Annotated in this window: 16 protein-coding genes; 8 read left to right on the forward strand and 8 right to left on the reverse strand. The window is 69.2% G+C overall.

Annotation, left to right across the window (positions count from 1 at the left end):
* The first annotated feature begins 85 nt into the window (after positions 1-85).
* The 3 genes from recQ (at position 86) to P3F85_RS01260 (ending at position 5,237) form a co-directional block, all read left to right on the forward strand.
* A complete protein-coding gene (gene recQ, locus P3F85_RS01250; protein WP_374009454.1) occupies positions 86-2,095 on the forward strand; it encodes a DNA helicase RecQ in 2,010 nt (669 codons plus the stop codon).
* Positions 2,096-2,391: 296 nt separating this feature from the next.
* Entirely contained in the window at positions 2,392-2,871 is a 480-nt protein-coding gene (locus P3F85_RS01255; protein ID WP_374009455.1) for a DapH/DapD/GlmU-related protein, read from the forward strand.
* Positions 2,872-3,131: 260 nt separating this feature from the next.
* Positions 3,132-5,237: an acyl-CoA dehydrogenase gene (locus P3F85_RS01260; RefSeq protein ID WP_374009456.1), complete on the forward strand. Its 2,106-nt coding sequence runs from the start codon at positions 3,132-3,134 to the stop codon at positions 5,235-5,237.
* A 110-nt stretch (positions 5,238-5,347) separates the two neighbouring features.
* On the opposite strand, the gene P3F85_RS01265 is transcribed toward P3F85_RS01260, so the two are convergent.
* Positions 5,348-6,349, reverse strand: a complete 1,002-nt coding sequence (locus P3F85_RS01265) for a malate dehydrogenase (protein WP_374009457.1) — start codon at positions 6,347-6,349, stop codon at positions 5,348-5,350.
* Positions 6,350-6,428: 79 nt separating this feature from the next.
* Here P3F85_RS01265 and P3F85_RS01270 point away from each other — a divergent pair, with 79 nt between their 5' ends.
* The 4 genes from P3F85_RS01270 (at position 6,429) to P3F85_RS01285 (ending at position 9,974) form a co-directional block, all read left to right on the forward strand.
* The gene (locus tag P3F85_RS01270) at positions 6,429-7,316 is read left to right on the forward strand and encodes a neutral zinc metallopeptidase (RefSeq protein WP_374009458.1); all 888 of its coding nucleotides are present in this window, start codon (positions 6,429-6,431) and stop codon (positions 7,314-7,316) included.
* Between the two features lie 20 nt (positions 7,317-7,336).
* Positions 7,337-8,305, forward strand: coding sequence for a prolyl aminopeptidase (gene pip / locus P3F85_RS01275; RefSeq protein WP_374009459.1), 969 nt, complete (start codon positions 7,337-7,339; stop codon positions 8,303-8,305).
* A gap of 300 nt (positions 8,306-8,605) precedes the next feature.
* Positions 8,606-9,577 (forward strand): hypothetical protein, encoded by a 972-nt coding sequence (locus P3F85_RS01280; RefSeq protein ID WP_374009460.1) that lies wholly within the window; start codon positions 8,606-8,608, stop codon positions 9,575-9,577.
* 16 nt (positions 9,578-9,593) lie between these two features.
* Complete coding sequence (locus tag P3F85_RS01285; RefSeq protein ID WP_374009461.1) at positions 9,594-9,974, forward strand: hypothetical protein; 381 nt, start codon at positions 9,594-9,596, stop codon at positions 9,972-9,974.
* 161 nt (positions 9,975-10,135) lie between these two features.
* Here P3F85_RS01285 and P3F85_RS01290 read toward each other — a convergent pair whose 3' ends face one another.
* The 7 genes from P3F85_RS01290 to P3F85_RS01320 all read right to left on the reverse strand — a co-directional run bounded on the left by P3F85_RS01290 (position 10,136) and on the right by P3F85_RS01320 (position 19,315).
* Positions 10,136-10,558 (reverse strand): adenylyltransferase/cytidyltransferase family protein, encoded by a 423-nt coding sequence (locus P3F85_RS01290; RefSeq protein ID WP_374009462.1) that lies wholly within the window; start codon positions 10,556-10,558, stop codon positions 10,136-10,138.
* A gap of 65 nt (positions 10,559-10,623) precedes the next feature.
* Positions 10,624-11,187 (reverse strand): low molecular weight phosphatase family protein, encoded by a 564-nt coding sequence (locus tag P3F85_RS01295; protein ID WP_374009463.1) that lies wholly within the window; start codon positions 11,185-11,187, stop codon positions 10,624-10,626.
* 50 nt (positions 11,188-11,237) lie between these two features.
* A complete protein-coding gene (locus tag P3F85_RS01300; protein WP_374009464.1) occupies positions 11,238-13,793 on the reverse strand; it encodes a right-handed parallel beta-helix repeat-containing protein in 2,556 nt (851 codons plus the stop codon).
* A 201-nt stretch (positions 13,794-13,994) separates the two neighbouring features.
* The gene (locus P3F85_RS01305) at positions 13,995-15,290 is read right to left on the reverse strand and encodes a hypothetical protein (RefSeq protein WP_374009465.1); all 1,296 of its coding nucleotides are present in this window, start codon (positions 15,288-15,290) and stop codon (positions 13,995-13,997) included.
* The gene (locus P3F85_RS01310; protein WP_374009466.1) at positions 15,287-16,651 is read right to left on the reverse strand and encodes an oligosaccharide flippase family protein; all 1,365 of its coding nucleotides are present in this window, start codon (positions 16,649-16,651) and stop codon (positions 15,287-15,289) included. Before P3F85_RS01310 ends, P3F85_RS01305 begins: the two co-directional genes overlap by 4 nt.
* Positions 16,648-17,583, reverse strand: a complete 936-nt coding sequence (locus tag P3F85_RS01315; RefSeq protein ID WP_374009467.1) for a hypothetical protein — start codon at positions 17,581-17,583, stop codon at positions 16,648-16,650. The genes P3F85_RS01310 and P3F85_RS01315 overlap by 4 nt, the downstream gene beginning before the upstream one ends.
* 142 nt (positions 17,584-17,725) lie before the next feature.
* Positions 17,726-19,315, reverse strand: coding sequence for a glycosyltransferase family 39 protein (locus tag P3F85_RS01320; RefSeq protein WP_374009468.1), 1,590 nt, complete (start codon positions 19,313-19,315; stop codon positions 17,726-17,728).
* Between the two features lie 111 nt (positions 19,316-19,426).
* Between P3F85_RS01320 and P3F85_RS01325 the strand changes: the two genes are divergently transcribed.
* Positions 19,427-20,053 (forward strand): hypothetical protein, encoded by a 627-nt coding sequence (locus P3F85_RS01325; RefSeq protein WP_374009469.1) that lies wholly within the window; start codon positions 19,427-19,429, stop codon positions 20,051-20,053.
* The last annotated feature ends 48 nt before the right edge of the window (positions 20,054-20,101 follow it).

The following is a 20,101-nucleotide window of genomic DNA, read 5'->3' on the forward strand; positions in this document are numbered from 1 at the left end:
TACCCCGGGGGCGTTGTGGATGATGAGTTCTCCACAGATCCTCGCCGCCCGGGAAGACGTCAGCGGCCCCCGTTACGATCGAGGTATGAGCTCCACCTCCGACTGGGTCCCCGACGACAGGGACGCGCCTCCTCTCGACGAGGAGCCGCCTCCCGAGTTCGGCGACCCGTACGCGGGGGCGGGTACGGGTGCTGGCGATGGTACGGGCTTGGTGGGTGGCCGGCGGGCTTCGGCGGTGGCGGAGCGTCCGACCGCAGCCGTCCTGGCGACTCCGGCGCGCTTCGAGACGGCTCGGGATGCGCTGCGCACGGTGTTCGGGTACGACGCGTTCCGCGGTCAGCAGCAGCAGATCATCGAGCGGGTGGCCGCGGGTGGCGACGCGGTCGTCCTCATGCCGACCGGCGGCGGCAAGAGCCTGTGCTACCAGATCCCTTCGCTGCTGCGCGAGGGAACCGGTGTCGTGGTGTCGCCGCTCATTGCGCTCATGCAAGACCAGGTGGATGCGCTGACAGCGGTCGGCGTCCGGGCTGCGTTCCTCAACTCGACGCAGGATGCGGCCGCGCGCTCCGCGGTCGAGCGGGCGTACCTGGCGGGCGAGCTCGACATCCTGTACGTCGCTCCGGAGCGGCTCTTGTCAGAGTCGACGAAGCGCTTCCTGGAGCGCGGGCGCGTCGCCCTCTTCGCCATCGACGAGGCGCACTGCGTCTCCCAGTGGGGCCACGACTTTCGGCCCGACTATCTTGCGCTCTCAGAGCTCGCCGACCGCTGGCCGGGCGTCCCGCGCATCGCGCTGACCGCGACGGCGACCGAAGCGACGCACCGCGAGCTCACGTCCCGCCTGGGGCTCGAGGGCGCAGAGCACTACGTCTCCGACTTCGACCGTCCCAACATCCAGTACCGCATCGTTCCGAAGGCCGAGCCGCGCAAACAGCTGCTCGACTTCATCACCCGGGAACACCCGGGAGACGCGGGAATCGTCTACGCGCTGTCCCGCAACTCGGTCGAGAAGACGGCAGAGTTCCTTTCGTCGCGCGGACTGACCGCGTTGCCGTATCACGCGGGACTGGAGGCGTCGCAGCGCGCGGCGACGCAATCGCGCTTCCTCCGCGAGGAGGGCGTGATCGTCGTCGCGACCATCGCTTTCGGCATGGGGATCGACAAACCCGACGTGCGCTTCGTCGCCCATATCGACCTGCCGAAGTCGGTCGAGGGCTACTACCAGGAGACGGGCCGGGCCGGTCGCGATGGGCTGCCGTCGACGGCCTGGCTGGCGTACGGCTTGAACGATGTGGTGCAGCAGCGCCGCATGATCGACGACTCGCCGGGCGATCTGGCCCACCGCCGCAGGCTCACCCAGCATCTGGATGCGATGCTCGCGCTGTGCGAGACGGTCCAGTGCCGCCGGGTCAACCTGCTGGCGTACTTCGGCCAGACCTCCGGGCCCTGCGGCAACTGCGACACCTGCCTGACACCGCCCGAGAGCTGGGACGGCACGGTCCCCGCTCGGAAACTCCTCTCGACGGTGGTGCGGCTGAAGCGCGAACGCAACCAGCGTTTCGGTGCGAGTCACCTGATCGACATCCTCCGCGGCAAGCGCACGGCCCGCGTCGAGCAGTACGGCCACGACCAGCTGTCGACCTGGTCCATCGGCGATGACCTGAGCGAGAGCCAGTGGCGCGGCGTCGCCCGGCAGCTGATCGCCCAGGAGCTGCTGAAACCCGAGGGCGAGTACGGCGTGCTGACGCTCACCCCGGCGAGCACCGAGGTTCTCTCCGGGGGTCGCCAGGTGATCCTGCGGGCGGAGCCGGAGCGGCCGGAGCGGTCCTCGCGGTCGTCGCGCAGCGCGGTGGTGTCAAGCGACCTCGCGGCCCACGACGAGCCCCTCTTCGAGGCGCTTCGGAGCTGGCGTGCCGGGGCGGCACGGGAGCAGTCGGTGCCCGCCTACATCGTCTTCTCCGACGCGACCCTCCGAGCCGTCGCCTCCGCGCGGCCGGCGTCCCTCGCCGAGCTCGACGGCATCACCGGGATCGGAGCCAAGAAGCGCGAGGCCTACGGCGAAGCGCTGCTCTCCGTGGTCGCGTCCACCTCGGCCTGACCTGCTCCGGCCGTCCGGCTTCGCCCGCCGGCTCCGTCCCGCAGGAGATTTGCGGCGATTACGGCCGGATCTCCCGCGGCTCCACGTTTCGAAGGAGATTCCGGGGCCGTTCTCCTTCGATGAGCGGCACCAGCTACCGGGCGCCGGCGTCCGGAGCCTCCGAACCACACCCTTGCGGAGCCGCGCTACGGGCGTATCGTCCATCGTTCCACCTGGCGATCAGGGAATTCTTTCTCCGCGCCCGGTGTTATGACATTGAACGATTACCGAGGCGACCTCGGAGGAGGAACGAACACATGGCACGAATGATCGAGGAACTCGAGGACGAGACCGGCGCCGTCGTCAAGTACAAGCGTCACGCCAACGGCCGCGGCCTTGTGTCCCCGACGGCACGTGTGGCCGAGTCGGCGTACATCGAGCCGACGGCATATGTGGAGGCCGACGCGCGCGTCGGGATGGAAGCGTACGTCGGAGCAGGCAGCTGGATCGACACGGGCGCGACGGTGGGTGACCGCACGTTCGTGGGTGCGAACGTCCACATCGGCGCGGGCTGCATCGTCGGCTCCGGCGTGAAGATCGGCAGCGGAGCGAAGATCGGCGAGAACGCGATGGTCGGGAACGGCGCGCGCATCGAGCGTGACGCGCAGCTCGCCGCGGGTACCGTCGTCGAGCTGAAGGGAGCCGCCGCGGCCCGCGCCGCGCTGGCCACGCCGCTCCGGGCCCCGCGCCCCCAGCGCGACCTGCGCGCCCCGCGCGCCTCCCGCCGCGCCGCCTGACCCGCCCCGCCCAACCCTCAACCCAGCCCCCGAGCACAGGAAAAGTGTTGCCCCGAACCCTCGGCGGCAACACTTTTCCTGTGCTCGGGGGCTGGTGCGCTTGTGGGCGGTGTCACGCTCGGGAGGGGTGGAATTGGAGGTTCCCACAAAGGTGGGGGCAACCGTGCCGAGGGACGTTTGTAGGCGGCGCACCGACGGTTTCCGCTGCAGCGGTCGCGGTCGTAGCGTGAGGCATCCCACGATTTTCTGAAGGAGAGGTCATGGTCGACACTGCCGAACGCGTCCCGAGCGCGACCCCCGCATCCACCCGCACCGTTGCGACCACGCCCGGCGCGACCGCGCCGGCGCCGATCGGGGCGACCCCCCGCGTCGATGTCGAGGCGCTGGGCCGCCAGCTGCTGGGTGACTGGGCCGAGGCCCGTCTGGCCTCGCGCGAGCTCTCGTCCCGGCCGGAGATGCAGAAGCAGGAGGGTCTCTCGGTCGCGGATCACCGCAAGCGCGTCTTCGAGCAGCTCAAGCTCCTCGTCGCGAACGGGCAGGTGCACCGCGCCTTCCCGAAGTCGGTCGGCGGTCAGGAGGACAACGGAGGCAACATCGCCGCGTTCGAGGAGCTCGTCGCGGCCGACCCGTCCGTCCAGATCAAGTCGGGCGTCCAGTGGGGCCTCTTCGGCTCGGCCGTGATGCACCTCGGCACCGAGCACCACCACACGAAGTACCTTCCCGCGATCATGTCTCTGGAGGTTCCGGGCGCCTTCGCGATGACCGAGACCGGGCACGGTTCCGATGTCGCCAGCGTGGGCACCACCGCGACCTACGACCCGGAGACGCAAGAGTTCGTCATCGACACCCCGTTCCGCGGAGCGTGGAAGGACTACCTCGGCAACGCCGCCGTCGACGCGACGGCAGCGGTCGTGTTCGCGCAGCTCATCACCCAGGGCGTCAATCACGGCGTGCACGCGTTCTACGTCCCGATCCGGGATGCGAACGGCGACTTCCTGCCCGGAATCGGCGGCGAGGACGACGGCCAGAAGGGTGGCCTGAACGGCATCGACAACGGCCGCCTGCACTTCACCGGGGTGCGCATCCCGCGCACCGATCTGCTGAACCGCTACGGCGACGTGGCAGAGGACGGCACCTACAGCTCGCCCATCCAGAGCCCCGGCCGCCGCTTCTTCACCATGCTGGGCACGCTCGTCCAGGGCCGCGTGTCGCTTGACGGGTCGGCCGTCATCGCGTCGAAGATCGCACTCAAGATCGCGATCACTTACGCCGACCAGCGGCGCCAGTTCACCGCGGGCAGCGACTCGGACGAGGAGGTCATCCTCGACTACCAGCGTCATCAGCGCCGGCTGCTCCCGCGCCTCGCGACGACGTACGCGGCGAGCTTCGCGCACGAGGTGTTCCTGCGGAAGTTCGACGACGTCTTCAGCGGCGCTCACGACACCGACACCGACCGTCAGGACCTCGAGACGATCGCCGCCGCGCTCAAGCCGCTGAGCACCTGGCACGCGCTCGACACCCTCCAGGAGGCGCGCGAGGCGTGCGGAGGAGCGGGCTTCCTCACCGAGAACCGACTGACCTCGCTCCGCCAGGACCTCGACATCTGGGTCACCTTCGAGGGCGACAACAACGTCCTGCTCCAGCTCGTCGCCAAGCGCCTGCTGACCGACTACAGCCGCAAGTTCGCCAAGGCGGATGCTGGGGCGCTCGCCCGCTACGTCGTCACGCAGGCGGCGGGCAAGGCCTACCACGGCTCCGGCCTTCGCAGCGCCGCGCAGACGGTGCGCGACTTCGGCTCGACCGCCCGCTCGGTGAACTGGCTGCAGGAGCCCACGACGCAGCGCGAACTGCTGACCGGCCGCGTCGAGACGATGATCGCGCAGATCGCCGGGGCACTTCGTCCCGCATCCAAGCTCGGCAAGAAGGCCGCCGCCGACCTCTTCAACTCGCAGCAGAACGCGCTCATCGAGGCCGCCCGCGCCCACGGCGAGCTGCTGCAGTGGGAGGCGTTCACCGATGCGCTGGAGCAGGCTCCGGACGCCGGCACCAAGCAGGTGCTCACCTGGCTGCGCGATTTGTTCGGCTTCGGGCTCATCGAGAAGCACCTCGCCTGGTACCTGATGAACGGCCGGCTCTCGCCGCAGCGCGCCCAGGCGGCCGTCGCGTACATCGACCGGCTGCTCACCCGCATCCGGCCGCACGCGGTCGACCTCGTTGATGCCTTCGGCTACGGTCCCGAACTGGTGCGCGCGAAGATCGCCTCTGGCGCGGAGGCCGAGCGCCAGGCCGAGGCACGCGCGTACTACGCCGAGCAGCGCGCCGCCGGCACCCTCCCCACCCCCGAGAAGACCCAGAAGAAGCGCTGACCCCCTTTTACGATTTGCGCCAAATCGCGGTTATGGCGCCTCCGTAACCGCGATTTGGCGCAAATCTAAGCCCGGGACGCCTGGGAATGGGAGGGAGGGCGGCGGCGGGGTCAGAGCAGGTGGAGGGCGCGCACGGCGTCGCGCTCGGCGACCAGCTCGGCCACGGACGCGTCGATCCGCTCCCGCGAGAACGCATCGATCTCGAGACCGGGCACGATCACCCACTCGCCGTCGACCGACCGCACCGGGAACGACGACACCAGTCCCTCCGGCACGCCGTACGACCCGTCGGAGACCACTCCGGCGCTCGTCCAGCGGGCGCCGGTGCCGTTCACCCAGTCGTGCACGTGGTCGATCGCGGCACTCGCCGCCGACGCCGCAGAGGATGAGCCGCGCACCTCGATGATCTCGGCCCCGCGCTTCGCCACCCGCGGGATGTACTCGTCCGCTAGCCAGCGCTCGTCGACGAGGTCGATCGCCGGGCGGCCGCCGACCGTCGCGTGGCTGAGGTCCGGGTACTGGCTGGCCGAGTGGTTGCCCCAGACGATGACGCCCTCGATCGACCGGACGGGAACGTGCAGGTGCCGCGCCAACTGCGCCACCGCGCGGTTGTGGTCGAGACGCGTCATGGCGGTGAACCGCTCGCGCGGCACATCGGGCGCGTGCGCGCTGGCGATGAGCGCATTGGTGTTGGCGGGATTGCCGACGACGAGGACGCGCACATCCTCCGCGGCCCCCGCGTTGATCGCCTCGCCCTGCGGACCGAAGATCGCCCCGTTCGCCTCGAGCAGGTCGCCCCGCTCCATCCCGGGCCCGCGGGGACGGGCGCCGACGAGCAGCGCGACATTAACCCCGTCGAAGGCGGCGCGGGCGTCGTCGGTCACCTCCACTCCGTGCAGGAGGGGGTAGGCGCCGTCCTCGAGTTCGAGCGCCGTCCCCTCTGCCGAGCGCACGCCCGCGGGGATCTCGAGCAGCCGGAGCCGCACGGGTGTGTCTCGCCCGAGGAGCTGCCCGGAGGCGATGCGGAACAGCAGCGCATAGCCGATCTGGCCGCCCGCGCCGGTCACGGTCACGGTGACGGGAGAAGCGGACGGGGAGAGGGAGGCGCTCACGCTGCCGAGCCTAGACCGCGTCCGTGGCCGCAGCGCAACCCCCGAGACCGGTGCCGGAGCCCGGGGTACCGTGATGCGCATGACGTTCGATCCGAATGCCGACATCAGCGGCGGCAAGGTGAGCCGCCGGGGACGCACGACCGGTATCGCAGCAGGAGGCATCGGCCTCGGCGCGGTCGCCGTGTTCCTCATTTCGCAGCTCCTGGGCGTCGATCTGACGGGCCTCGTCGGCGGCGACACCAGCGGAGGCACCCAGCAGGTCGGCACCGGCGACGCCCTGGTGAACTGCACCACTGGCGCCGACGCGAACGCCAGCGTCGATTGCCGCATGAAGGGCGCGGCGGCGTCGCTGGAGGCCTACTGGTCGCAGGAGGTGCCTCAGCTCGGTGCCTCGTACTCGTCGCCGCAGTTCATCCTGTTCACCGACCAGACGAGCACGGGATGCGGCAACGCGACGAGCGCCGTCGGCCCGTTCTACTGCCCGCCGGACCGGACGCTGTACGTCGACACGGGCTTCTACGACGAGCTTCGCTCCCGCTTCGGCGCGAGCGGCGGACCCCTGGCCGAGATGTACGTCGTCGCGCACGAGTGGGGCCACCACATCCAGAACATCACCGGGATCATGGAGCAGCACACCAGCCGCGAGACCGGTCCCGCCTCGGACAGCGTCCGGACGGAGCTGCAGGCCGACTGCTTCGCGGGCAGCTGGGCCGGCGCCGCCTCGACGACAAAGGACGACAAGGGCCGCACGTTCCTGGAGCCGATCACCGACGCGCAGATCGCGGACGCCCTGAGCGCGGCGGCCGCGGTCGGCGACGACCGCATCCAGCAGGCCTCGACGGGCCGCGTGGACCCCGAGGGATGGACGCACGGCTCGGCCGAGGAGCGTCAGCGGTGGTTCACCACGGGCTACCGTCAGGGTGCGGCCGCGTGCGACACCTTCTCGGTTCCGGCCTCGCAGCTCTGATCGGCCGCTAGCCTCATCCCATGCACAGCCTGTACCCCGAGATCGAGCCGTACGACAGCGGAATGCTGGATGTCGGCGACGGCCAGCAGCTCTACTGGGAGGTCAGCGGCAACCCCGACGGCAAGCCGGTCGTGTTCCTGCACGGCGGACCGGGCGGAGCGACCACTCCGGCCCACCGCCGGCTGTTCGACCCGGAGCGGTACCGCATCGTGCTGTTCGACCAGCGCATGTGCGGCCGCAGCACTCCGCATGCGAGCGAGCCGGAGGCCGACCTCGCCGTGAACACGACCTGGCACCTGGTGGAGGACATCGAGCGCCTCCGCGAGCACCTGGACGTGGACCAGTGGCAGGTGTTCGGCGGCTCCTGGGGGAGCACACTCGCCCTCGCGTACGCGGAGACGCATCCGGAGCGGGTGACTGAGCTCGTGCTGCGCGGCATCTTCACGCTGCGCGCGCAGGAGCTGGACTGGTTCTACGAGGGCGGTGCCGCGGCGCTGTTCCCGGACCTGTGGGAGGGCTTCCTGGAGCCGGTTCCCACCGAGGAGCGGTCGCACCTGATGCGCGCCTACCAGCGGCTGCTGTCCGATCCCGACCCGGCGGTGCACCAGCCGGCCGCGGTCGCGTGGTCACGCTGGGAGTCGTCGACGATCACGCTGCTGCCGCGTCCCGATCTCGTGGAGTCATTCACCGAGCCCGCATACGCCGTCGCCTTCGCGCGCATCGAGAACCACTTCTTCGTCAACGGCGGCTGGTTCGAGGAGGGGCAGCTGATCCGCGACGCGCGCACGCTCGCCGGCATCCCGACCGTGATCGTCCAGGGCCGCTACGACGTGTGCACGCCGCCGATGACCGCCTGGGATCTGCACCGCGCGCTGCCGGAGGCGGAGCTGCGGATGATCCCGGATGCGGGGCACGCGTTCGATGAGCCGGGCATCCTCGACGCGCTCATCGAGGCGACGGACCGGTTCGCGGAGCCGTCAGCCGGCTAGCACCGCGAGCGCAGTTGGGAACCTCTGGCAGCGGCGGCGCTAGCGCCCCGCCGCAGTAGGCGGCCTCGGATCAACTGACCTCGGCGATGATCGTACGCGGCACCCCCGACAGCTCTAGATGTTTGCAAGGGACGCGTCATGATTCCTGGTCACCCTCGTCTACCTCATTGACGGGAGCACTTCCCGTTGCGTCGCGGACCACTGATCCTTCCGGTTACGGGTGAGGATCACCGATCCTTCCGCTCTGGCGGGTGAGGCCCACGCCGTTCCGACGTTCAATAATGAACGAAGGGGGATTCCGTGAGGAAGTCCTTTGCAATGAAGTCGGCTGCGATCTTGACAGGCTGCGCGGTCGCGATCGGCCTGGCCGGTTTCGCGTATGCCGACGCCGACGAGGTCAACGCTGCGGATGCTGTCGCGGCAATTCAGAACGTTGTGCCACAGTCACTCTCCGGTCTCGCGCCCGTGACTAGCGACGACGAGGCCGCAGCGGAGGCATCGGTGCCGGGTGGAATTGTCGCCGTACCTATTGATCCTGCGGATGGCCTAACCCTCGGTGGTTCGGTTCAGATCAGCCTGCCGTTCGCACAGCAGGCTTCCGACGCTGCGGATTCGCCTGTCCCGGGTGTGGTGGCGTTCGATAACAACAACGGCTCCACCACCGTGCCGATGATCCTGTCCGACGGTACCGTGCAGATCAACACGGTGATCGAGAACTCGAATGGTCCCAAGCGGTACGACTACCCCATCGACGTTCCCGAGGGGGCTTCGCTCACACGGGATGAGAACGGGACCGTCGCCGTGGTCGCAATGGACGGTGCCCCGCTGCGCGTGTTCGGCGACGCATGGGCGAAGGACGCCAACGGCAAGCCCGTCCCCACCCACTACGAGGTGCATGGCAACGTCCTCACGCAGGTAGTGAACTTCACCGAGGCAACGGCGTTCCCGGTTGTTGCCGACCCGTCGACCGGGTCCTACTCGTACAACTGCGTGAACCCCAATGGCAGCAGCTACTTCATGAAGCCCGGTGAAAGCCTCACCAACTGCAAGGGGAGCTACCTGCAGAAGTACATCAACGGCAAGATGGTGAAGTCGGTGGCTCTCAAGTACAACGGCGGAGCAACGGTCAAGGTGACGGGCAAAGGTTGGTGCCTGGTGTCCCTCGTGGGCACTGCAACCCTCGCGTTCTACCCGCCGACGGCAACCTTGGGCTGGGTCCTTGGGGCGTCCTCGACGCTCCTCGGAACATACGCCACCTGCAAGGACCTCTAGGCAGAAGGAACTAGCCGTGGACAAAGAGCGCGCCCAGGTCAACAGCTCGATCCGCCTCAGGTACTACATCTTTGAGGCAACGCTGGCAGGAGCGAGCATCGTCGCTTTTGCCGTGTTGCCGTCGTACCTTGCCGGCGCCGTGGGTTCTGCTGCGGTTATCGCAGTCGTACTCATCGAGCGGATTGCGTATCGGTCCGTTGACACGAGGCCGCGTGGCATAGTGGCGGTCCTGTACTTCGTTGGTGCCGCCCTGCTGTACGTGGGTTCACTCCTGTTGGCAGTGACAGTAGCGAAGGAACCCGGCGCACTCTGGGTGGCCTTGGGTTCGGCTGGTGTCGTGTTCGTGGTCTTTGTTGGCGCTGCCTGGGTTCCCAACCGGGCGACCGAACGCGACTAGTGTTGCAACAAAGGAGGAGGGGTGCAGGCAACTGCACCCCTCCTCCTCTATTCACTCTTCGGTTGCGCGACGCTCCAGGGTCGTGAGCCGGGCCTTCACTTGAGCGATCCGGATCTTCACCCGCTTCTGCGCCTCAGCGGAGTTTCCCAGCGGGGTAGGAGTCAGCCGGCTAGCACCGCGAGCGCCTGCCGCAGCTGCGTCGACGAGGTCGTCATCGTGTACGGGAAGTACACGACCTCCACGCCGACCTCCGCGAACTCGCGTTCCAGGCGCAGGCCCTTCTCGGTACCGCGCCAGTCGTCGCCCTTGAAGAACACGTCGAACCGCAGTTCACGCCACATGTCGAGCTTGTCGGGGACGGTTTCCGCGACCGCTTCGTCGACGTAGCCGATGCTGCTCACGATCTCGAGGCGCTCCGCGAGGGGGATGACGGGGCTGATGCCCTTGGTGAGCTCGAGCATCTCGTCGGACACCACACCGGCGATGAGGTAGTCGCACTGGCTCTTGGCGTGTTTCAGGATGTTCAGGTGTCCGATGTGGAACAGGTCGAACGCTCCTGCTGCGTAGCCGATGCGTCGGGTCACGGGCTTCCCCCAAGGTCAGTGAGTAATACTCACTTCATTGTGTCAGACCTTGTGAGGATTTGTCACTATACCTGACGAGGCGCCGTGATCCACGCGCCGACCGGTTCGATCGCGGCGGCGAGTTGCCGGAGGGATGTCCGGTAGACCGACATGCTCCGGCCGTAAGGATCGACGATGTCCCCGTCGCCCGCGCCTCCGGGAGAGCCGCCGCGCGCCGCGCGATCCGCCAGTTCCCGGAGCGCCGGCACGGCAGTGGCGGCTCCGGGAGTCTCGATCGAGCGGGCGAGTGCCCCGAACTGCGCGAGGGTCAGCATGCGCTTCACTCCCGCCGGATACAGTGCCGCGGCGTCGGCGCGGTGACGTCGCGTCGCCGTCAGCACCAGATCCGCCTGCTCGAGCATCGGCCGGCTGAGCTGGCGTGCGATGTGCCCGGAGGCGTCGATCCCGCGCTGGGCGAGCAGCTCCAGCATCGGCGCCGCCACTCCGCGACCGGACATCGCGCGCGTCCCCGCCGACTCGACGATCACGTCTGCGCGATTACCGAGTCGCTCCCGCAGCAGGGACTCCGCCGCGGGCGACCGGCAGATGTTGCCGGTGCACACGACGAGGACGCGAAACGAGTCGGACACCTTCCCATTGTGCCTGAGGCTGGGAAGGTGTCCGACTAACGCGTCACGGATCAGAAGGTGCCGATGTGGCGCACTCCCGCCGGCTGTCCGACAGCCGCGGCGACATCCGCGGGCAACGGGACGGCGACCGAGGCGGCCGCGCCGATGGCCGGGCCCATTGCCGCGAGCGGCAGGCTGGACGGGGTCATCGCGTTCGACCACGAGCTGTTCTTGGCGGCGGCCAGGGCGGCCGGCGTCTGGAACTTCTGCAGGGTGACCTTGTCGCCCATGCCCCAGCCGACGAGCGTCGGGTCGCTTCCGGCAACCTTGTTGTTGAACAGGTTTCCGGTGATGGTGACGTTCATGTTGTCGACCGGGATGCCGGTCACGCCATCCAGTGCGTAGAACTGGTACAGGCCGCCGTTGCCGAACGCGTTGTTCGACACGGTGATGTTGCGCACCAGCCACGGCATGGTCGGGTCCGGGATCGGGCGTCGCGGGTCGTGACCGGCGAACGAGGCGGTCGCCTGGCGCCGCTCGTCCTGGGCCAGCTTCAGGCTGAACAGCGAGTTGTTGCCCAGGTCGTTGTTGAACACCTTGAAGTTGCCGGAGTTGTACACCAGGATGCCGATCGTCTGGTTCCTGGCCTCGTTGCCGGCGATGACGCCGGTGTCGGAGAGCTCGACCTCGATGCTGGTCACGCCGTTGTCGTTCGCCGTGTTGTTCGCGATCGTGACCTGGTAGCAGGACTCGTCGCACCAGATGCCGTGCGTCTGGTTGCGGCTGGTGTCGTTGTTGACGATCGAGACGCCGCGCGAACGGGTCACCTTGATGCCGCCGGACACCGGCTCGGGCTTGAAGAGCTGAGTGTCGTTGTCGGTGACGATCGAGTCCTTGATGGACAGGCCGTACGACTGGTTGACGCCGATGCCCAGCAGGCCGCTGCGCTGAACGGTCACGTGCTCGACCTTCGCCGCGTCGTTCTCGATGTTCAGGCCTATCATCGCGTTGTCGACGATCGTGAGGTCGCGTGCGGTCTCGTTCTTGTTGCCGAGACGCACCGCGCCCTTGTCCTCGTACGGCGTGGCGTAGCCGCGCACTCCGAAGCCCTGGAGCGTGACGCCCGGAGCGGTCGCGTAGACGGCCTGCTTCACGTTGCTCGCGCGGACCGCGTGCCCGGCCGGGTTGTCACCCAGGATGAGCTGGCCGTTCGACGGGTCGACCGCGAAGGTTCCGGAGACGACCTGGCCCTTCTGGACCTGCTTGAGCTGCTTGCCGTCGTAGAAGACCTGGTCGGGGCGGGCGGCGAGCGGCTGCGCGCTGGACACGAAGCGCGGGTTGTCCGCGACGCCGTCCATCGAGTTGTCGAACGATGCCTTCCAGCCCGAGCTCACCCAGGTGCTGCCGGAGCCGCTCCAGGCGGTGACCGGAACGGTCCCGTCCAGCCAGACCGCTTCGTGCGGGTACGCCTGGATGGTGATCGACTTCGGCACCTGGACGGACTCGTTGTAGGTTCCGCCGCGGAGCACGACGGTCTGGCCGTCCTTGGCACGCGACACGGCGGCCGCGAGTGTGCGCAGCGGTGCCGACTGGGTGGCGGCTGCGGAGTCGGAGCCGTTGGCGCCGTCGACGAACAGGCTGCCGGCCGGGACGGCGTAGGCGGCCGAGCCGACGGGCGCGGACCCGCGGTTGGGGTCGTCAGTGGACGGCGCGGTCGGAGGAGTCGGCGCCGTCGGAGGGGCCGGTGCCGTCGGCGGTGCCGGCGCCTGGGTCGGCGTCTGGGTGGGGGTCGGCGTCGGCGTCTGGGTCGGCGTCTGCGGCGGCGTGGGGGACGCTGGGGCCGTCGGAACGGTCGCCTCCGCCTTGGTCACCGTGAGGTTGTCGATGCGGGTGGTCGCCGCACCTTCGGTCCCGCGCGCCAGGTACTCCCAGACTCCGATGCTGCCCGCACCGGAGATGCGCGAGGAGGAGGAGTCGGTGACGGTCTTCTGCCATCCGGGCTTGGTCGCTCCCGCGACCCAGATGCGCCCGGAGATGGACACCGTGGTGCTGCCGGTCGCCGTGAACTCGGCGTTCAGCGTGGCACCCGCTGCTGCGGTGAAGGGCAGCACGGTGCGGCTGAGGTTCGTCTCGGCGTTGCGGTTCAGACGCGAGATGCTCAGAACCACCTGGCCGCGGTCGTTGACCTCGACGCGGCCGCGATAGGCCGAGCCGTCCTTCTGCTTGCGCAGCTCCCACGCGTGGTACAGGCCCATCTTGCGGGGGATCGGGTTGGGCAGCGTGAGCGAGCCGGTCAGGTCGACGTCGGAGGCCGAGGTCGACGGGAGCTCAGCGGTGAAGGAGCCACCCGGCTTCAGGCCCGAGATCTCTCCGGTGCCCGCGTCGATCTTGACGGTCGAGCCCGGAGCGGCGGACACGGAGTACGCGCCGCCGATCTGCGCACTGCCCCAGCCGGAGGCTACGGAGCGGTCGAAGGTGTCGTGGACGACGGTGGTCGCGTCGGCGGCGTTCGCTGCCCCGACGGAGGCGACGGTGGTCGCCGCGAGAGCTGCGGCGACGGTTGCCGCGACGAGACCGGCGCGGCGGGTGAGGGTTGGTTTCTTCGTGGTGGCGCGATGCAATGCCAAAAGGGAGGCTCCTCTGGGTAAGAGCACGCATCGAGAACGCCACGGCGAGTGCAGTCGAGGAGACTGGCTGGTTGGGGGTGGACAGACTTCGCCCGGGTTCTCGACGGTATTCGTAGTGCTTTACGGGGGTTGGTAATCATCACCGTCCGGTAACAATTCCTCCGACTATAAGCGCCCGCTCCCACTACCACAAATCTATTTTCAAGACAACGTCCGGTATCCCCCCCTTTCGGGGAGCGGTGAATGAGCCCCGCCGGCCCCTCGGCGGAGCATCGTTATCCCGATGGCGAAGGCCAGCGTGACGGCGGACGTGTAGAGCGGGCTGAAGAAGAGATTCCACATCGACAGGATCGATAGGAAGATCGTCAGCGCGGGCGCCTCCCGCTGGGCCAGCGCGATGGCCAGCCACCGCACCAGGAAGAACAGGAGCAGTCCGGCGAAGGCGAGGCCCGGGATGCCGTACGCCGCCCAGAGGTCGGCCGTGACGGAGTGCAACTCGAACGTCGTCCCGAACATGTACTTCTCGACGTAGCCGTTGTTCGGCTCGTAATTGATCGATTGCATTCCGGCTTTCGCCGTCGCGATATCGGCGAGGGAGGGTTTCACTCCCAGCCCGTACCCCCACGGCCGAGCCTCCAGCAGCGCCGTCGAACCGGCGATCTCCGGCCGGCCGCCGAGGATGACGGAGCCCGATTCGTCGATCTGCTGCACGGTCCTGGTCTGCGCCTCCGCCCCCAGATAACCGTCGATGAGGAGGCTGGTTCCCACGTTGTACGCCGCCAGCATCGCGGCGGCGAATGCGACGAGGGTCCGGGCGATGCCGACCTTCAGCGTCCGGCCGCGCGGGATGAGCTGCCAGATCACCAGGGTCGCCGTCAGGCCGAGCTCGGCGAACAGGGAACGCGAATCGTTGAGCGCCGAGAACACGGCGAGGAGGAGCAGCACGACGATCTCGACCGCTCGCCGCCGGCGCAGTGCGGCGACGGCCGAGAGGACGAGCACGATCACCGGCAGGGCATAGCCGAACTTCCAGACATTGACGTCCGAGGGGCCGCCGTTGAGGAAGAGGCCGGCCGCGAGGCCGAGGCCGTAGCTGAGCCCGACGGTCCAGAGCGGCACCACGGTCCGGGCCCACATCACGACGCACGCGGTGAGGATGAGGCCGACCAGGATGGCGGCGTCGCTGATGACGTACTGGGTCGCGACGACATGATCGGCCTTGGTCAACTCCGACAGCCAGAGCCCGGAAAGGAGGACGACGAGTCCCGCGCCGACGAAGAGCCGGGCACTGCGGTAGAGCGGGAGGGCCGAGATCCACAACGGAGCGAGCACCAGCGCGAGGATGGATCCGGCCGTGATTGTGTACTGCACGTGGATCTGCGCGCCGAGCACGACGAGCGTTCCCACCGCCAGCACGGCCGAGATCTGCCGGTAGGCGCGCGAGGTATCGGCGCCCGGCTCGTGCGCGCCGACGGAGCGGACGGTCGTCGACGTCATGCCGAGCGCTCCCTGCGGTCGAGGCGCAGCATCCGGATCGCGAATCGCCGGAGGGTCGCGAGGTCCTCGCGCTTGAGGCCGTAGAACTGGAGCGAGCGCACACCGAAGAACACGCGGAGGAACACCAGGTTGAGGTTGCTCGAGATGAGGTTGCCCGCCAGGGTGGCCAGCGCGGCCCCCATTGCTCCCATCGCGGGGGTGAGCAGCACGATGAGGACGATGTTGACCACGCACGCGATCGTCAGCGAGATGCTGCGGAGTCCCGGGCGGCCGCGCGCGCTGAGCCCGGAGCCGGCGATCGACCCGGGGGTGCCGAGCACGACGGCGACGAGCAGAACGGCCGCGATCGGGATCGAGTCCTCGAACCCGTGGCCGAACAGGAACGGCAGCCACCACAGCATCGTGACTCCCAGCACGATGCCGGCGATGGCGCAGAGGGCGGTGGAGATGCGCGCGGACCCGGCCAGGCGCTCATCCACCGACTCCTTCGCGTCCGAGACGAAGGAGACGTCGCGCACCGCCTGGTTGATGATCAAAGGCAGCTCGCTGACGTTGACCGCGACGACGTAGAGACCGAGCTGATAGGTGCCGGCGAGCGGCGTCATCAGCACCTGGTCGATTCGGGAGAGCAGGATGCCGGACAGCGAACCCACCCAGAGGCGCATCCCGTAATTGAGGAGGCCGCCCAGGGCGGCTTCCCGGGGAACGACCGGGGAGCGCGGGTCGAGCTTGCGCAGCAGTCCGAGGTACACGAAGGCGCCGGCGATCGGCATGCCGGCGATGGTCAGCGTGGCGACGAGCGGTGTCAGCGTCCCGGTGAGCCAGAACGGGACGAGGACGGCCAGCCGGAGGGCCGAGGTGAGGATGCGCTCGATGGCCACGAGATGCCAGCGGTGCATCGCCGACGCGATGCCCCGCATCACGCCGACCAGCAGGCTGGGGACGATCGCGAGCGCGGCGATGTCGATGAGGAAGGAGACGTACGGGTCCCCGCCGCTCAGCCAGGGCGACGCGAGGAGGACGGCGCCGAAGGCGAGCACGCCCCCGCCGCCGAGAAGCAGGAAGCCGCGACCGGCCGCGTTCCGTGCGAGGTGCGGCGACCGCGCGACGGTCCAGGTGACCGCCTCCGGGATGCCGAACGTCGCGACGGTGATGATCAGCGCGAGGGGGGCCGTCGCCGCTGCCACGTCGCCGCGGCCGTCGACGCCGAGGGACCGCGCGAGGATCGGGCCGGTGATCAGCGCCACCAGGGGAGGGAAGGCGTTCCCGATGAAGGCGACCGTCATGCGGTGCGACAGCGAGGCGTTGCGGTTCTTCGGAGCGGCCGGTGGCGCCGGGCGGGCGGTGCGCTTGTCGGTCATGCGCGGCCGTCCTGTGCCGGCTCCTCGGTGACGGTCGCCAGGACGTCCCGGTCGGAGGGGTCGTCGCGACGCATCCGCGCCACCTCGGCGGTACCGTACGACGCGGCGATCCACGTGTCGTTGCCACCGAGCACGACGTTCTCCCGGTAGAGCGTGTTGCGTCCCGTTCCGGGGATCTCGGGGTACTCGGCCTGGCGCTCGCCGAGCTGCCTGCTCCGGAAGCCGTGGCGCACGGCGACGGAGTGCACCCAGATGTCGTCCGCGCGGGGCGCCACGGTGCGGAAACGTTCGCCTTCGTCGCGGAGGGCGGCGAGGAACTCGGGCGGATAGAGGACGCCCGAGACGCCGGTGACCAGCGTCCGGTAGCTCGGCGCGGTCCCGACCCCGGGTCGCCACTGGGCGTACGGCGCGATGCCGTCTCCGGTCAGGACGACGGTGTGGGTGCGCGGACCCAGGACGACACCGGGTGTCTCCGCGGCACCGTGGAGCAGATCGGCGAGCCAGGTGCGCGGGTACAGGACGTCGTCGTCTGCGGTGACGAGGGGAAAGGTCGCCGGCTGAGTGGAGGCGTACGAGTACTGCTTTTTATGGGGGCCGTAGTCGGGGGTGGGCAGGATCTCGAGGCCGCGCGCGCGGAGCCTGACGAGTGGCTCCGGGAGGGTGCGGAGGGCCTGCTCGTCGTCGAGCCAGAGGATCAGCCGGGCCGGGCGCACGGAGCCGGCGGCGATCGATTCGATCGCGAGGTGCACCGTCGCGATCCGGTGGCCGTGACTGGTGAGGTTGACCACGCAGGCGCCGTCGCCGGTCACGGGAGACGTCGTGCGCCGGTTGCTGCGCTCGAGGCCGCGGAGGCGGAGTTCGAGACGGGCGCGCTGGAGGGTGCCGGCGGGATCGTGCGCGAGACGCCGGACTGCGCGCGAGATGCGCGTCACGACGGTTCCATGTCCGGGTCTCCCCGTTCTCTGTCGGGCGAGGATGAGAAATCCTCAGGTCGGGTCGGAAGGCCACTCTACCTCGCCGCACCGCCGCCCCGCGCCCCCCGAAGGGGGAGGTCGCCGGCCGATCGCCGGTCCATCAGCGGCGCACGTACTCCTCGACCGTGTCGATCGTCCCGTGCCAGGTCGTCTCGCGCACGAACCCCTCCCTCTGGAGGAACGCGGCGTCCGCGCGGGCGAGCTCGGCCGGGTAGTCGTCGCGGCGCACGACCCACAGTCGGTCGACAGACGCCAGGCGCTCGCCGGAGTCGCTCAGGAGGGCAGAGGTCCCCGTCAGAGAGGCGTCCTGAGCGGGGGAGCGTTCGGCTGTCGCGTCGACGAGGCCTGTGAAGGCGGACGGGTAAGCGATCGCCATCGTCCGGGTGGTGGGCCCGACGATCCTGCCGGTGGGCTCGTGCAGCGGCGAGAAGTAGACGCCGTCCCCCACGTGCGCATGCCCGGCGATGTACGCCGACGCCGCGTTCCAGTCGGTGCCGCTCTTCGCATCCGGCTGGCGCTGGGAGACATACACGGGCGCCGCCAGAACGAGGATGGCCACTGCGGCCGTCACCCGGAGCCACAGGCGCGGCAGCGCGCACAGCCCCAGGCCGACGAGGATCGCGATGGCCGGCGTCGCGAAGGTGAAGTAGCGCGGGTTGTACAGCGGGCTCACCAGCGCCGAGTACAGCCCCGCGAGCACCGGGGGAATCACGATCCACGGCAGCACGACGCTGAGGATGTCCGGGTCGTCGCCGGCCAGAGCAGCTTCCCCGTCCTGCCTGCGCCGGAGTGCGGCTCGCGTTCCCGCGGCGACGGCCCAGACAGCCAGAGCCCAGCACACGACCGCGAGCAGGACGGCGGCGACGGACCACACCGACGGACCGGACGTCGTGGCGTAGACCGGGGTGGGGGTGCTGCCGAGGAACCACTGGTTCACGACGAACCCGCGCAGCCATGCGACCACGCCGAACTCGATGTCACCGAGCTGGCCCTTCTGGCGGGTCGCCACCAGGACGACCGGCGACGCGAGCAGGACGCCCACGACGGACGCACCCGCCCACGCGACGCGGGTTCCCCAGCCGATCCGGCGGGTCGCCAGGACGGTGACCAGGTGGGCGGCCAACAACAGAGCCACGAAGATGTTGATCGCGATCGACAGCGCCGCGAGCAGCGCATAGACGACCCACAGCCACCACCGGCGGCGGCGGAGGACCGCGACGAGCACGATGGTCAGCCACACCGCGAGCGCGGCGGTGAAGGCGAACGACCGGGCCTCTGTGCCCATCCACGTGGTTCGGGGGAGCACGGCGAAGATCCCGGCGGCCACGAGTGCGACACGCTGGTCGGCGAACATCCGGGTGAGGACGTAGACGCCCGCCGCCGCGACCGCGACGGCGAAGGCGCTCGGCAGCCGGAGGGACGCGGAGCTGTAGCCGAAGACATCCGCCCACTGCTGCAGGAACAGGTAGTACGCGCCGTGGACGGCGTCGATGTGCCCGAGCAGCTCGACCAGCTGCTGGGGGGTACGGCGGATCGCCGAGATCGTGGCGGCCTCATCCGTCCACAGGGAGATGCTCCAGGAGCCCCAGAAGCTGAGCGCCCCCGCCAGCACGCCGATGATCGTCGCGGCGAGCCAGTCCGGCGCCACGGACCCGACGCGCCGCGAGCTGCGCAGGGCTTCGGTCGTCATCGTGTGGCCGGCTTCCCAGTTCGAGGGGCGGTCGCTGCGACGCGTGGACGTCGCACAAGGTCCCACATAGTACCATCGGCTGACATTGCACCGACTCGCGAGGAGCGCGCCATGACCAGCAACAACGCCGAGAGCGTTCCGCCGAACCGCAACCGCCGGGTGTGGTGGATCGCGGGCGCCGTCGTGCTGGTGGTCGCCGTGATCGTGGTCGTCCTGTTCGCCATGACGGCGGGCGGGAAGGGGCTCGGACCGTCCGCCGCGCCGACCGGGGTGGCGACGACGCCGCCCCCGCTGACTCCGACTCCGCAGCCGGGCGAGACCGGCCAGACGCCGGCGCCCTCCGCTCCGCCCGCCGGTCTCACCGCGACGGCGACGCCCGTCCCCGGGGTCGAGGTGCACCTGACCAACGTGGAGGCGGTCGAGGGCAAGGCGAGTGGTGTCGGCGAGGTGGGAGGCCCGGCCATCCGGTTCACCGTGAACGTCACCAACACCACCGATCAGGATGTCGACCTCAAGACCGCGGTCGTACAGCTTTATTACGGGAGCGCGCAGAACCCGGGCCTCGCCGTCAGCGGACCCGGCGGTTCACCCCTGCCGACGTCGGTCGCGGCCGGGCAGGCGGTGTCGGGTGTGTACCTGTTCACCGTCCCCGTAGACCAGCGCGACGACGTCACGATCACCTTCGATTACCGCGCTGGAACGCCGGTCGTCGTGTTCCGCGGACCCGGCCCGCAGTAAATTTCCTCATTTTGCGACCCGAATGGGGGCCGCCGTATCGGGAAAGTT

The sequence above is a fragment of the Leifsonia sp. T36S-04 genome, from assembly GCF_042465655.1.
Taxonomy (GTDB): Bacteria; Actinomycetota; Actinomycetes; order Actinomycetales; family Microbacteriaceae; genus Leifsonia.